Annotated in this window: 13 protein-coding genes and 2 pseudogenes; 10 read left to right on the top strand and 5 right to left on the bottom strand. The window is 65.0% G+C overall.

Translation table 11 applies throughout. The features are described from left to right. Window positions 1–37 precede the first annotated feature (37 nt). Window positions 38–1,021, top strand: a complete 984-nt coding sequence (locus ACK3SD_RS06415; RefSeq protein ID WP_481127506.1) for an NAD(P)H-quinone oxidoreductase — start codon at window positions 38–40, stop codon at window positions 1,019–1,021. Window positions 1,022–1,034: 13 nt separating this feature from the next. Here the strand turns inward: ACK3SD_RS06415 and ACK3SD_RS06420 are convergent, their stop codons facing one another. Next, a complete protein-coding gene (locus tag ACK3SD_RS06420) occupies window positions 1,035–2,234 on the bottom strand; it encodes a hypothetical protein (RefSeq protein ID WP_481127158.1) in 1,200 nt (399 codons plus the stop codon). A 294-nt stretch (window positions 2,235–2,528) separates the two neighbouring features. Here ACK3SD_RS06420 and ACK3SD_RS06425 point away from each other — a divergent pair, with 294 nt between their 5' ends. Next, window positions 2,529–3,314 carry a hypothetical protein gene (locus tag ACK3SD_RS06425; RefSeq protein WP_481127159.1) on the top strand — a complete coding sequence of 262 codons (786 nt, stop codon included), beginning with the start codon at window positions 2,529–2,531 and terminating at the stop codon, window positions 3,312–3,314. 188 nt (window positions 3,315–3,502) lie between these two features. Here ACK3SD_RS06425 and ACK3SD_RS06430 read toward each other — a convergent pair whose 3' ends face one another. Continuing rightward, window positions 3,503–3,988 (bottom strand): Lrp/AsnC family transcriptional regulator, encoded by a 486-nt coding sequence (locus tag ACK3SD_RS06430; RefSeq protein ID WP_481127160.1) that lies wholly within the window; start codon window positions 3,986–3,988, stop codon window positions 3,503–3,505. Window positions 3,989–4,118: 130 nt separating this feature from the next. On the opposite strand from ACK3SD_RS06430, the gene ACK3SD_RS06435 reads away from it, so the two are divergent. Then, complete coding sequence (locus ACK3SD_RS06435; protein ID WP_481127161.1) at window positions 4,119–4,589, top strand: DUF2000 domain-containing protein; 471 nt, start codon at window positions 4,119–4,121, stop codon at window positions 4,587–4,589. Here ACK3SD_RS06435 and ACK3SD_RS06440 read toward each other — a convergent pair. After that, a pseudogene (locus ACK3SD_RS06440) lies at window positions 4,528–5,009 on the bottom strand (DUF2938 family protein). The gene ACK3SD_RS06435 and the pseudogene ACK3SD_RS06440 sit on opposite strands and share 62 nt — an antisense overlap. Window positions 5,010–5,098: 89 nt before the next feature. Between ACK3SD_RS06440 and ACK3SD_RS06445 the strand changes: the two are divergent. Then, window positions 5,099–5,503 (top strand): helix-turn-helix domain-containing protein, encoded by a 405-nt coding sequence (locus tag ACK3SD_RS06445; RefSeq protein ID WP_481127162.1) that lies wholly within the window; start codon window positions 5,099–5,101, stop codon window positions 5,501–5,503. Here the strand turns inward: ACK3SD_RS06445 and ACK3SD_RS06450 are convergent. Then, window positions 5,500–6,024: an isochorismatase family protein gene (locus ACK3SD_RS06450; protein ID WP_481127163.1), complete on the bottom strand. Its 525-nt coding sequence runs from the start codon at window positions 6,022–6,024 to the stop codon at window positions 5,500–5,502. The genes ACK3SD_RS06445 and ACK3SD_RS06450 overlap by 4 nt on opposite strands. A 130-nt stretch (window positions 6,025–6,154) precedes the next feature. Between ACK3SD_RS06450 and ACK3SD_RS06455 the strand changes: the two genes are divergently transcribed. Further along, complete coding sequence (locus ACK3SD_RS06455) at window positions 6,155–7,093, top strand: LysR family transcriptional regulator (protein WP_481127164.1); 939 nt, start codon at window positions 6,155–6,157, stop codon at window positions 7,091–7,093. Here the strand turns inward: ACK3SD_RS06455 and ACK3SD_RS06460 are convergent. Beyond that, window positions 7,048–8,061 carry a zinc-dependent alcohol dehydrogenase family protein gene (locus ACK3SD_RS06460; protein WP_481127165.1) on the bottom strand — a complete coding sequence of 338 codons (1,014 nt, stop codon included), beginning with the start codon at window positions 8,059–8,061 and terminating at the stop codon, window positions 7,048–7,050. The genes ACK3SD_RS06455 and ACK3SD_RS06460 overlap by 46 nt on opposite strands. Before the next feature lie 172 nt (window positions 8,062–8,233). On the opposite strand from ACK3SD_RS06460, the gene ACK3SD_RS06465 reads away from it, so the two are divergent. From ACK3SD_RS06465 to crtY, 5 genes and pseudogenes are all read left to right on the top strand, one after another. Next, a complete protein-coding gene (locus tag ACK3SD_RS06465; RefSeq protein WP_481127507.1) occupies window positions 8,234–8,782 on the top strand; it encodes a YtfJ family protein in 549 nt (182 codons plus the stop codon). A 99-nt stretch (window positions 8,783–8,881) separates the two neighbouring features. Beyond that, complete coding sequence (locus ACK3SD_RS06470) at window positions 8,882–9,784, top strand: polyprenyl synthetase family protein (RefSeq protein ID WP_481127166.1); 903 nt, start codon at window positions 8,882–8,884, stop codon at window positions 9,782–9,784. A gap of 135 nt (window positions 9,785–9,919) precedes the next feature. Next, a pseudogene (gene fni, locus ACK3SD_RS06475) lies at window positions 9,920–10,962 on the top strand (type 2 isopentenyl-diphosphate Delta-isomerase). Next, on the top strand, window positions 10,959–12,239 hold the full coding sequence (locus ACK3SD_RS06480; protein WP_481127167.1) for a glycosyltransferase: 1,281 nt from the start codon (window positions 10,959–10,961) through the stop codon (window positions 12,237–12,239). The pseudogene fni and the gene ACK3SD_RS06480 overlap by 4 nt, the downstream one beginning before the upstream one ends. Further along, the gene (crtY, locus tag ACK3SD_RS06485) at window positions 12,236–13,402 is read left to right on the top strand and encodes a lycopene beta-cyclase CrtY (protein ID WP_481127168.1); all 1,167 of its coding nucleotides are present in this window, start codon (window positions 12,236–12,238) and stop codon (window positions 13,400–13,402) included. The genes ACK3SD_RS06480 and crtY overlap by 4 nt, the downstream gene beginning before the upstream one ends. Window positions 13,403–13,404: the final 2 nt, after the last annotated feature.

Genomic DNA, 13,404 nt, shown 5'->3' on the forward strand with positions numbered 1-13,404 from the left:
CCTAACACCGAGAGAGCTTATGTCACAACCAACCAGCATGACCTTTATTGCCATCCCGCAGACCGGCGGGCCGGAAGTGTTGCAACCACAGAGTGCGCCAGTGCCGCAGCCAGCGGACGGCGAGCTGTTGGTGAAGGTGCACGCGGCGGGCATCAACCGCCCGGACGTGCTCCAGCGCGCGGGCCTCTACCCGATGAAACCGGGCATGAACCCGGTGCCGGGGCTGGAGATTGCTGGCGAGGTGGTGGCGGTCGGGGCGAATGTCATCCGCTATGCGGTGGGTGACCGCGTCTGCGCCCTGACCAACGGCGGCGGCTACGCCGAGTACTGCACCGTGCCCGCCACGCAGGCGCTGCCGGTGCCAGAGGGCATGTCGATGGTGCAGGCCGCCGCCATTCCAGAGACCTTCTTTACCGTCTGGGCCAACCTGTTCGCAATGGGCAACGCCAAGGCCGGCGACCGGGTGCTGATCCACGGCGGCACCAGCGGCATCGGCACCACCGCGCTGATGCTCTGCCGCGCATGGGGCATTGAGGCTTACGCCACCGCTGGCAGCGCGGAGAAGTGTGAGGAGATCCGCGCGCTGGGGGCGACCGCCATCAACTACCGCGAGCAGGATTTCGCCGAGGCGATCCAGCAGCACACCGGCGGCAAGGGCGTGGACGTGATCCTCGACATCATGGGCGGGCCATACGTTGAGCGTAACATCGCCTCGCTGGCGCAATGTGGTCGGCTGGTGATCATTGGCTTCCTCGGCTCCGCCGTCGCCAAGGAGATCAACATCCTGCCGATCCTCGCCAAACAGGCCATCATCACCGGCTCGCTGCTGCGCTCACGCACTGCGGAGCAGAAGGGCGAAATCGCCGACGCGCTCTCCCAGCACGTCTGGCCGCTGCTCGCCAAAGGCGAGTGCCTGCCGATGGTGGACAAAACCTACCCACTGCGCGACGTCGCCGACGCCCACCGCCGCATGGAGAACGGTGAGCACATCGGCAAGATTGTGCTGACGGTAGGGGAGTAACGCCCCGATGCCCTTAGGGATTTACGCTGACCTTAAGGGCAACCCGTTGCGGCACCACATTGCCGTCAATCAGCCATAGTTCGCCCTCCACTGCCTGTTTAGGGGGCGTCAATACCTCTAACCGCAGGAGGCGGGCGGACTGATCAAGCGTGATGCGCAGAACCTCGGCAGGCAGCGCTTTATCTTGCCACTGCACGCTAAAGGGGGGCTTGCCACCGCTGATGGCGATCTGCATGCTTTCGGTTTTGGACAAGATAACGTGCTGGTTAAGCACGGTGAGGGGCTGAACCACGGTGTTAGCCGACAGGCAGGAGGTGTCTGATACCCCCGCCAAATTCACCTGTTCTTCCAGGTTTTTGTTAAGGGTGATTAGGGCATTTTTAACGGTTTGTTGTTCTTCATATTTCAGACCGCCGCATTCTGGTCTTTCTTTGTCGCCATCTTCGGGATCGCGCCCAGCCGAATCTAGTTGAGATTGATTGGCATCATTCTTCATCGTCGTTGCAAACCCCATCACTACCGCCAGGCCACTCTGGGCCGCCTGAAGCACCGCTTGTGGATTGGGGTTAGCGCTTAGCAGTTGCAGGTTCAGCGCATTGATCACCTGGTTGCGTGCATCCAGCAATTTCGCGGCAAATACTCCATCATTGAGTGAGACACCATCCAGGGTATTTTGCAGTTGCGCCTTGAGCTCTGTGGTCTCTTCACAATTGTCTTTTTGGTTTTTTAAATAGGTCTGCGCCTGATCATAGGCCGCTACAAGGTGGGTGCCGCGTGTGGCAAGGCAGACCAGCGCCACATTGGCCCCTAGATAAGCCCCCTCTACCGTGGTCGGGAAGAACAGCGTATTGGCACCGTAGGCGGCGGCGGCACTCAGCGCCAGCACCTGCGAGCTGGAGGACGTTAACGAGGCCCCGGTCGCCAGCCCACCCGCCAGCCCCAGCGTTAAGGCATAGGTGGTAAGATTAAGCGCACGGTTGGTGATGGTACGCCCATTCAGCCGGTAGGTAACGTCATCAATGGTTCCTTGGATACTTGTTACGCTTTTCTGGGTATTTATGAGTGATTTTTTCTCTTGCGCTTCGGTCATCTGTTCTACTGATAATAGTGGCGCGACCTCAAGCGGAATATAGGGCTTAAAGTAGTCGGCGCAGGCCGGGAGCAGCATCACCAGCAGCATGGCATAACGCGGAAAAGGCATCGTTGTTTTCATTGTTAAATACCTTGTTCAGAGATATGGAATATCCTGTGCAACACGTTCATTGCACATAATTAGCCCGCGGGTAAGTTGAACCGTTTTATACTGAGGTGCCGGTAGCACTCCTTAATAAAAGAGGAGGGAGGGTATTTACAATCCACCGTAATACTCTTCAATAGTAGAACAGGCCAGTACCCGCCGTAATTTTTTATTTCTTAGCAAAGAAATAAAAAGCGTGGTTAATTTTGGGCTGCTGGCTGATAAAGCGCAGCGGCTGGCCTCCCCTGTTCAATCTATGTGAGCGCCATCATGAAAACAGAACCCGCGTTACCGCATTTTTGCCTCTGGCTTGGCCTGTTACCCTTTATGCTCTTTTCCCTACTGCTCTCCGCGCCGCTGGCCAGTGCGCAGGCTGGGGAAACCATGATCATCACCGTTTACAGTGACGGTAAGGCTTGCCCAAATCACTGTGATGCCCATGTCGTATTTAATAATAAGCATAATGGGACTCTGAACGCCTTTTTACCCGGTCAGAAACCCGGTGTTATCAAGGATTGTATAGATGGCCAACGTTGTCGTATCTGCTTTGATGCCCAAGGAGACCACTGTATGAATGTAATGTATAGGAAGGGGGGGCCAGCAATAAATAGATTCGACTTTACGCCGGCTTTTATTAATGAGTATTGCGATGGCAGGGAGGTTCCGCCTGAATTGGGTCACTTCTGCAAGAACCTAAAGCCTAACTCGCGTACTTTCCGGTCAAGTATTAACTGTATTAAGCAGCCTCAGCATGAGCGGTGTCGGGAAATAATGGCGCAGGCGGAGCAGCGTCAACAAGCTGATACCGTAATCTATGACAGGTGCATAAAATTAACTGAGGAAGAATTCAATAAACACGTCGGCCCGGCTGAACAGCGTAAACTCAACTGTGCCTATGCAGAAAATAAAGTCAATAAAAAATGGGACACACTACAGCCAGGCGCCTGCTATAAAGGCACCTACGTCGGCAAAGATGGTATGGACTGCTGTACAGGCCAGCCAGAGATTGACCAACCCTTTGGTAATGAGTGCAAGCCTTTCTACCTGACACCTTAATGCCTCAGGTTATCACCACGCCCGGCAAAGTTATCCACTTTTTCTGTGGATAAATAGGCCATCAGGGTGTGGGTAAGCGGTGAGAAGAGCATACTTGTCCCCCGGCAAGCCCCATTTGGCGCGGCTTGCCGGGCTTTTCCATCCGCCATCCGGTTATCCCATCCCCATGAAATCCCCGTGTTTAAAATTCAGCCAGTTGGCGGAGGGTTGCCGATCTCCAGCGGAAGCAGATCGGGGGATTTGATCTCCTTGAGCACAAAGGAGGTCTCCATCTCCTTGATGCCCGGCAGCCGGCGAATGACTGTCATGGCGAACTCTGAATATTGGTCAAGGTCGCGCGCCACCACCTGCAACAGGAAATCGGCGCTGCCGCCGGTGGCGTAGCAGGCGATCACCTGCGGCAACTGCTGCACCTCGTGCTCAAAACGGCTGGCCTCCTGCTCGCTATGGCTGTCAATCTTGATGCGGATAAACGCCAGAATGCCCAGCCCAAGCCGTTTGCGATCCAGCGCCGCGCGGTAACCCTGAATCACCCCTGCCTCCTCAAACTGCCGTACCCGCCGCCAACAGGGGGAGGGGGCCATACCAGCGTGCTCCGCCAGCTCCTGATTGGTGACGCGCCCGTCGGTTTGCAGGCGCGCCAGCAGCCGCACATCTTTGCGATCCAGCTTCATGAAAGGATTTTCCCAGTAAGACGTTAAATAGGGTTATCCCTACCATAATTCAGTGTTACAGGGGAGAGAAAGGAAATTTTTACCCGGCGGCGACGGCTACAATGGCCCCTTCACCACAAGGAGGAAGAGGATGAATGATTATCGTGTAGCCATTGTTATCAACCCGGTGCTGCCGCTGGGGCTGGTGGCGAACACCGCCGCCACGCTGGCGGCCGGGCTGGGGGCGCGCCATCCGCAGTTGCTGGGCGGCCAGTTGGCGGAGGGGAGCGGGCTGCTGCTCGACCTCAGCGCCAAACTGCCGGTGCCGATTTTGCAGGCGGACGCCGACACCCTCCGCGCGCTGTGGCAGCGCAGTGAGGGGGCGAACGCCATCAAGGCGGTGGCGGTGTTCCCGGCTTTCGCCCGCCAGCTGCACAACTTCGATGACTACCGGCAGCAGCTGCCGGAGCGTCGGCTGGCGGAGGAGGCGCTGGACGGCATCGCCTTCTGCGGCCCGAAAAAGTGGGTCACCTCCTCACCGGCGCGCTCAAGCTGCTGCGCTAAATCATGCGCAGCAGGCAGGCGCTCAGCCACAGCCCCAGCCCAAACACCAGATGGGTGAGCAGGCTACGCCACCGCGCCACGGCGGGGGCCGGCAGCTTCGCGCCCGCGATGCCCAGCCCCCAGGCCGGTTGCATCACCAGCCACGGGGCGGCCAGCGCCAGCAGGCCCGCCAGCAGCGCTGGGCCGGGGTCGGGGCCGCCAGCCAGCCCGGCCCGGCCACGCCCACCAGCGCCAGCGCGAACGCCATGCCAATCCCATAGTGCAGCAGCCAGCCGAGTGGCCGCTCACCCCGTTCCGGCGCGGCAGCGGGCAGGGCGGTACGGCAGAACTGGCCGCGTGCCATGCCCACCGCCCAGCGCCCCACCAGCGCGTAATCCAGCGACGGCGTGGCAAACAGCCGACGTTGCACCAGCGCCCATACATCCATTATCAGCGTCGCGCCAGCTCCCACGGCCAGCGTAGGTAACAGCAGATCCATCAGTACACTCCTGATCAGGGCCGGACGGCCTCCCGCCCGGCGTGGTAGAGTGCGCCATTCTGCAACTTCATCTTCACTTGAGGTCAAGCATGGAACTCGATATTGGCGAGGTAACGGCACAGAGCGGGGTGACGCCCGCCACGCTGCGCTTTTATGAGGCACAAGGGCTGATTCGCCCGGTGGGGCGGCGCGGCCTGCGGCGGCAGTACCACCCCAATGTGCTGCAACGGCTGGCGCTGATTGCGCTCGGCCAGCAGGCGGGGTTTTCACTACGGGAGATAGCCGGGATGCTGGGGCAGGGCGCGGAGGCGGCGCTGGATCGCGCCCAGCTGGCGGCCCGCGCCGATGAGGTGGATCAGCAGATCCAGCGTCTGATGGCGGTGCGCGATGGCCTGCGGCACGTTGCCGCCTGCCCGGCCCCGGCGCACATGGCCTGCCCGGCGTTCCAGCAATTATTGCGCGCGGCGCAGGTGCGACAGCGCAAGGGGCGTTAGCGCGCCGCGTCGCGCCATGCCGCCAGAATCGCCTCGGTGCCCTTCACCTGCGGGACGGGTACGCCACTCAGGTTGGCCCACACCTCGTTGTGCTGGGCGATCAGCTGCGGCGCGGTGACATGGCGGCGGTCAGCGGTGGTGTGGGCATCCTCAGCAACGGTAAAACGGTAGCCAAGGCTGGCTCCCACCTTAATGGTGGTATCCACGCAGTAGTCGGTGGCGCAGCCGCACACCGTCAGCTGGTTGACCCCCAGTTGGTCAAGCAACGCTGCCAGCCCGGTCTGCCAGAAGGCATCACAGGCGGTTTTGTTCAGGCTGAGGGCGTCCGCCGGGCGGTGGAGGTCAGGCAGCAGATCCCAGGCGAGGGTGCCGCGCACCATCGCGCCCTCCTCATGCTGGATAAACAGCGTCCTGTCAGCGGCGCGCGTCAGCTGGTTGATGCGCGCCACCCGGTTGGCGACGTCGTAGCGCGGCTGGGCGAACACCCCATTTTGCATATCAATGACCATTACCAGATTCATAGGCTCTCCTTGTCGATGTCGCCCCATTCTGGCACAGGGGGCGAGCGGCAGTCAGGTGAAACCTGCGCCTTGCCGCCGCGGGCGCACCATGCTGAAATCAGGCTGAATCGCCTAACCGGTAACTCTCATCATGAAAACTGATATCAAGAATCTGGATCTCAACTTGCTGAAGGCGCTGGACGCGCTGCTGGATGAGCGCAGCGTGACGCGTGCCGCCGAGCGGCTGTCGCTGACCCAGCCTGCGGTGAGTGGCATGTTGACCCGCCTGCGGGAGTGCTTCAACGATCCGCTGTTCAGCCGGGCGCAACGCGGCATGGTGCCGACCCTGCGGGCGCTGGAGCTGGCCGCGCCGGTAAAGCAGATCCTGAGCGAGGCGGAGGCGCTGTTGCAGCCGCGCGCCTTTGACCCGGCACAGGCGCAGATGACCGTGACCCTCGCCGCCACCGACTATGCGCTGAAAGCGGTGGTTGCGCCGCTGATCGCCCGGTTGCGCCCGCTGGCACCGGGCATCCGGGTGGCGGTGGTATCGGTGGAGGAGGCGCGGCTGCCGGGCCAGCTAGAGCGCGGCGACGTCGCGCTGGCGCTGGTGACGCCCGAGACGGTCGCGCCTGACCTGCACGCCCGCGACCTGTATGACGAGGAGTATGTCTGCATGATGCGCGCCGATCACCCGGACGCCGCGCGCCCGCTGACGCTGGATCGCTTCTGCGCCCTTGAGCATGTGCTGGTCTCCCACAGCGGGCAGACGTTTCAGGGCGCGACTGATGCCGCGCTGGCCGCGCTCGGCCGCCGTCGGCAGGTGGTGGCGGCGGTCAACAGCTTCCTGATGCTGCCGGAGATGCTGCGCATCAGCGATCTGGTGGCTGTCACGCCGCGTCGGCTGGCGGCAGGAACGGCGGGCATGGCGATCATGCCGCCGCCGCTGCCGATTCCCGGCTTCACCAAGACGCTGGCCTGGCACGAGCGCAGCCACCGCGATCCCGGCCAGCGCTGGCTGCGCGCCCAGATCTACGCCCTGTTTGACTACCAGGCGACGCAGATCTTGCCGAAGTGCTCACCGCTCTCCTGATAGCGGAACGCCTCCGGCAACGCCTCGAAGGGGAACACCTTGTCAATCACCGGGCGCAGGCCGGTCTGGTTCATCGCGCTGACATACTGCTGCTGCTGGCGGCGGTTGCCGACAATCAGCCCCTGAATGCGCGCCTGCTTGCCCATCAGCGCCGCGGTGGGAATGGTGCCCTCCACGCCGGTCAACACGCCAATCTGCGCGATCTGCCCACCAATCCGCACCGCCTGAATCGACTGCGCCATGGTGTTCGGGCCGCCCACCTCAATCACCTGCTCAACGCCGTGGCCGCCTGCCAGCTGAAAAGCGACGCGCCCCCACTCCGGCTCGGTGCGGTAGTTGATCACCTCATCCGCCCCCAGCGCACGGGCGCGCGCCAACTTCTCATCGGAGGAGGAGGTGATGATCACCCGCGCGCCCATGCTCTTGGCAATCTGCAACGCGGTGATGGAGACGCCGCCGGTGCCGAGCGCCAGCACCGTGTCACCGGCTTTTAGCTGCCCCTCCACCACCAGCGCGCGCCAGGCGGTCAGGCCGGAGGTGGTAAGGGTGGCGGACTCCTCATGGCGCCAGCCGGTGGGCGCGAGGGTGAAGTGGTCGGCGGGCCGCACCACATACTCGGCGGCGAAGCCGTGCGCACCATCCCCCGGCGTGCGGGCGAAGCTGCCCGCCTCATCGTGCGGCAGGCCATCCTGCCACTGCGGGAAGAAGCAGGAGACCACGTGATCGCCCACGCGGAACGCCGTGACGCCTTCGCCCACCGCCTCCACCACGCCCGCGCCATCGGCCATCGGGATGCGGCCATCCTCGGTGGGGATGGAGCCGTTGGCGACCAGCAGGTCATGGTAGTTGAGGGAGGTGGCGTGAATCGCCACGCGGATCTCGCCGGCACCGGGCGCACCGGGATCGGGCAGGTCGGTTAGGGTCAGGCGGTCAAGGCCGCCGCGGGCAGGGACAATAAAGGCTTTCATGCTGGCTCCTATTTTGGACAGTGACGCCCCTTAGTGTAGACCCCCACGCCCGCTGGCGCAGCAATAGGCTTACAGTTCAACAGCATCCCAAGCCGCGCATTTAAAAATCCCTGTCTATACTGATGAATAGCGCCGCACCGGCCCGCCAGGAGAGAGATGCGTGAACAGGAAGATGATGCGGGCTGCGGCCCTGGCCCTTGGCCTGCTGCCGCTGGCGGGACAGGCCCATGACTTTGTCGCTGGCCAGCGGGTCGCGCCGGTGGGCGTGGCGGATCGCGGCGAAGTGCTGTGGCAGCAGGAGGCGTTTCGCTACCAGCAGTGGAACAGCGCGCAGCTCACCGGCAAGGTGCGGGTGGTGCTGCACATCGCCGGACGGCTGTCGGCGAAGGAGATGAACCGCGCGGTGATTGAGGCGATCCAGCAGGCGAATTTGCCGCACGATCGCTACCAGACCACCACCATTGTCAACACGGATGACGCCATCCCCGGCAGTGGGATCTTTGTGCGCAACAGCATTGAGGCGAGCAAAAAGGTCTCCCCCTGGTCACAGTTCGTGATTGATGACCGGGGCGCGGCCCAGCGTGCTTGGCAACTGCGGCAGGGCGGCTCGGCGGTGGTGGTGCTGGATGCCGACGGGCGCACGCGCTTTGCGAAGGACGGGGCGCTGACGCCCGCTGAGGTGCAACAGGTGATGAGCCTGTTGCAGCAGCTGCTGGGCTAGCGCCGGGCAAGGGCGAGGGTGTGGCCAGGCAGTTGCCGCATTCACACTCTTCGATTATGGTCAATAAATAACCAACGCGGGAAACCAGGGATAGCCACGATGAATGCGAACGCCGAAACTTTACGTCAGGACAGCGAACTGCGGGCGATGCGCGATGCGTTGCAGGCCCGCCTCGACCAACTGTTGCCGGCCGGCGACGAGCGCGATCTGGTCAGCGCCGCGATGCGCGAGGGCACACTGGCCCCGGGCAAGCGCATCCGCCCGCTGCTGATGTTGCTGGCGGCCAGCGATCTGGGCTGTGACGCCCGCCAGCCCGGCCTGATGGATCTGGCCTGCGCCGTGGAGATGGTACATGCCGCCTCGCTGGTGCTCGATGATATTCCCTGCATGGACAACGCGCTGCTGCGGCGCGGCCGCCCCACCATCCACCGCCAGTATGGCGAGAGCGTGGCGATTTTGGCCGCCGTGGCGCTGCTCAGCCGCGCCTTTGGCGTGGTGGCCGCCGCCCACGGGCTGTCGGGCGTCTGTCGGGCGCAGGCGGTGGCGGAGCTTTCGACGGCCGTCGGGATGCAGGGGCTGGTGCGCGGCCAGTTCCAGGATTTAAGCGAGGGGGGGCAGGCGCGCAGCGCCGAGGCGATCTCCACCACCAACGATCTCAAGACCAGCATGTTGTTCTGCGCCACCTTGCAGATGGCGGCGATCGCCGCCGGGGCCTCTGCCGCGGTGCGCCAGAAGCTGCGCTGCTTCGCGCAGGATCTCGGGCAGGCGTTCCAATTGCTGGATGATTTGGCCGACGGGCTGGCTGGCACCGGCAAGGATCTCCATCAGGATGCCGGCAAGTCCACGCTAGTGGCGATGCTGGGCGCGGAGGTGGTGCACCAGCGCCTGCGCGACCACCTGCGCAGCGCCGACGAGCATCTGGCCTACGCCTGCGATCAGGGCATGGCGACGCGGCGCTTTATGCACGCGTGGTTCGGCCAGCAACTGGCGATGATGGGGTGACGCCCCGCGCCTTTCCCGTTTTCCCACTGTTTTGGGCCAACTCGTCCCCCTTTTCCCGCCTGATGGCGTGCCCGATTGCCCGGCAAGGAGTGAACGCTGGGCGGTTATGACGTGGTTTCACTGACCGGAGAATCAATGAAGGACGCAAACCTGATTCAACGTAAAAACGATCATCTGGACATTGTGCTAAAGCGCCCCGCGGCGGCCGCGCGGTGCGGCACCGGCTTTGAGCGCTGGCGCTTTGAGCACTGCGCGCTGCCGGAGCTGGATCTGGATGCGATTGACCTCAGTGCCTCGCTGTTTGGCCGGTCGCTGCGCGCGCCGCTGCTGATCAGTTCAATGACCGGCGGGGCCAGCCGGGCGCGTGACATCAACCGCCACCTGGCGGAGGCGGCGCAGACGCTGGGGTTGGCGATGGGCGTCGGCTCGCAGCGGGTGGCGCTGGAGAGCGACGGCGACTGGGGGCTGACGCGCGAGCTGCGCGAGCTGGCCCCGGATATCCCGTTGCTGGCTAACCTTGGCGCGGCGCAACTGCGCGGCACGCGCGGGCTGGAGTATGCCCAGCGGGCGGTGGAGATGGTGGAGGCCGATGCGCTGATTGTCCACCTCAACCCCTTGCAGGAGGCGGTGCAGCAGGGCGGCGACCGCGACTGGCGCGGCGTGCTGGAGGATATCCAGCGTGTGACAGCGGCGCTGCCGGTGCCGCTGGTGGTGAAGGAGGTGGGGGCCGGGCTGTCACCGGCGGTCGGGCGCGCGCTGGCGGCGGCCGGGGTGGCGATGCTGGATGTCGCGGGCGCCGGTGGCACCAGCTGGGCGGCGGTGGAGGGCGAGCGCGCCGCCAGCGCCCACGACCGCGCGGTGGCGATGGCCTTCGCGGATTGGGGCATCCCCACCGCCGATGCGCTCTGCGCCCTGCGTGAGCTGCTGCCGTCGATGCCCTGATCGCCTCCGGCGGCATCCGCGATGGTATTGACGCCGCCAAGGCACTGCGCCTCGGCGCGGATCTGGTGGGGCAGGCGGCGGCGGTGCTCGGCAGCGCCACCACCTCCACCGCCGCGGTGGTGGCGCACTTCCGCGTGGTGATTGAGCAACTGCGCGTCGCCTGCTTCTGCACCGGCAGCGCCAACCTGGCCGCCCTGCGCCGCGCGCCGCTGCACGCCAGCGGGGGCGCGGCATGAGCCACTATGCCGTGGTGGCCCCGCCGTTCTATAGCCACATGCAGGCGATGCAGGCGCTGGCCGGGGCGCTGATGGCGCGCGGCCACCGCATCACCTTTATCCAACAGGAAGATGCCAGCGCGCTGATCAACGACCCGCGCATCGCCTTCTGCCCGGTCGGCCGCAACAGCCACCCGGCTGGCTCGCTGGCGCGCACCCTGAAACTCACTGGCAACCCGGCTGGCTTCTCCCTGCTGCGGGTGATCCGCGATCTCTCTGACTCCACCGAGATGCTGTGCCGCGAGCTGCCCGGCGTGCTGGAGCGGCTGGGGGTGGATGGGCTGATCGTTGACCAGATGGAGGCGGCGGGCGGCGTGGTGGCCGAGGGGCTGGGGCTGCCGTTTGTTTCGGTGGCCTGCGCGCTGCCGGTCAACCGCGAGCCGGGCCTGCCGTTGCCGGTGATGCCCTTCAACTACGATCAAGACCCACGCGCGCTGCGGCTCTACCAGAGCAGCAGCCAGGTCTATGACTGGCTGATGCGCGGGCAGGGCCGGGTGATCGCCCGCCACGCCCGGCGCTTTGGGCTGGCCCCGCGTGAGGCGCTGCACCAGTGCCTGTCGCCGCTGGCGCAGATCAGCCAGACCATCCCGGCGCTTGATTTCCCGCGCCGTGAACTGCCGGCCTGCTTCCACGCCGTGGGGCCGCTGCGCCCGGCCAGCCGTGCCATCGCGCCGCTCGCCCTGCCGATCGATCCCGCAAAGCCGCTGGTGTTTGCCTCCCTCGGCACCCTTCAGGGACACCGCTTCCGGCTGTTCCGCGCCATCGCCCGCGCCTGTCGCAGCCTGGATACCCAGCTGCTGGTGGCGCACTGCGGCGGGCTGGATGCCAACCAGTCCAACCGGTTGCTGGAGAGCGGCGCGACCTGCGTCACCGATTTTGCTGACCAGCCAGCGGCGCTGCGTCAGGCGCAGGCGGTGATCACCCACGGCGGTCTGAACACGGTGATGGACGCCATCGCCAGCCAGACCCCAATCCTCGCCGTGCCCATCGCCTTTGACCAGCCGGGCGTGGCGGCGCGGGTGGCCTACAGCGGCATTGGTCGGCGGGCGTCGCGCTTCAGCGGCCGCCGGGCGCTGGCGGATAATTTACAGGCGCTGCTGGAGAACGATCGCTACCGGCAGCGGCTGGCGGCGGTCAGCCCACAGTTACAGGCCGCCGGTGGCGCGGTGCGGGCGGCCGGGATTGTTGAGCGGGCGCTCGGCAGCCGCCGCCCGGTGGTGGCGGGGGAGGTGGCATGAACGCGCGCTGGGATGTGATTCTGGTGGGCGGCGGGCTGGCGAACGGCCTGATCGCCTGGCGGCTGCGCCAGCGCCAGCCCGAGCGGCGGGTGCTGCTGCTGGAGGCCGGGCCGCAGGCTGGCGGCACCCACACCTGGTCATTCCATCAGGATGACGTGACGCCCGAGCAGCACGCGTGGATCGCGCCGCTGGTAACGCACCGCTGGCAGGGCTACGACGTGCGCTTCCCGCAACGGGCGCGCACCCTGCCGGGCGACTACCTGAGCATCAGCGATGAGCGCTTCGCCGCCGTGATGGCGGCAGAGCTGGGCGATACGCTGCGCACCCACGCGCCGGTGGCGCACCTCTCGCCGGATGGCGTGACGCTGGCGGACGGCGAGCACCTCGCGGCGGCGGCAGTGATCGATGGGCGCGGCTACCAGCCCAGCCCGCATCTGGCGCTGGGGTTTCAGGCGTTCCTCGGCCAGACGTGGCGGCTGGCGCGCCCGCACGGGCTGGTGCGGCCGATCCTGATGGATGCCACCGTTGACCAGCTGGCGGGCTATCGCTTCGTCTACACCCTGCCGCTCTCCGCCGACACGCTGCTGATTGAGGATACCCACTACATTGACCAGCCAGCGCTGGCGGCCGAGGCGGCGCGGCGACGCATCCGCGACTACGCCGCCGCACAGGGCTGGGCGCTGGAGGCACTGCTGCGCGAGGAGCAGGGTAGCCTGCCCATCACTCTCGCTGGCGACCCGGACGCCTTCTGGCAGGCCGCCGCTGGCCAGCCGTGCAGCGGGCTGCGCGCCGGGCTGTTTCACGCCACCACCGGCTACTCCCTGCCGCAGGCGGTGGCACTGGCCGATGCCATCAGCGAACAGCGCGATCTCAGCCATCCGGCGCTGTTTGCGCTGATCCGGCAGACCGCGGCGCGCCACTGGCGGCGGCAACGCTTTTTCCGCCTGCTCAACCGGATGCTGTTTCTGGCCGGGCGGCCGGAGCAGCGCTGGCAGGTGATGCAACGCTTTTATGGGCTGGGGGAGGGGCTGATCGCGCGCTTTTACGCCGGGCAACTCACCCCGCTCGACATGGTACGGATCCTGACAGGCAAACCCCCGGTTCCGGTGGGTGAGGCGCTACAGGCCGTGCTCAAGCACAACCCTCGGCTGCGAGCCTTCTAACG

The sequence above is a fragment of the Chimaeribacter sp. YP20170169 genome (assembly GCF_056739715.1).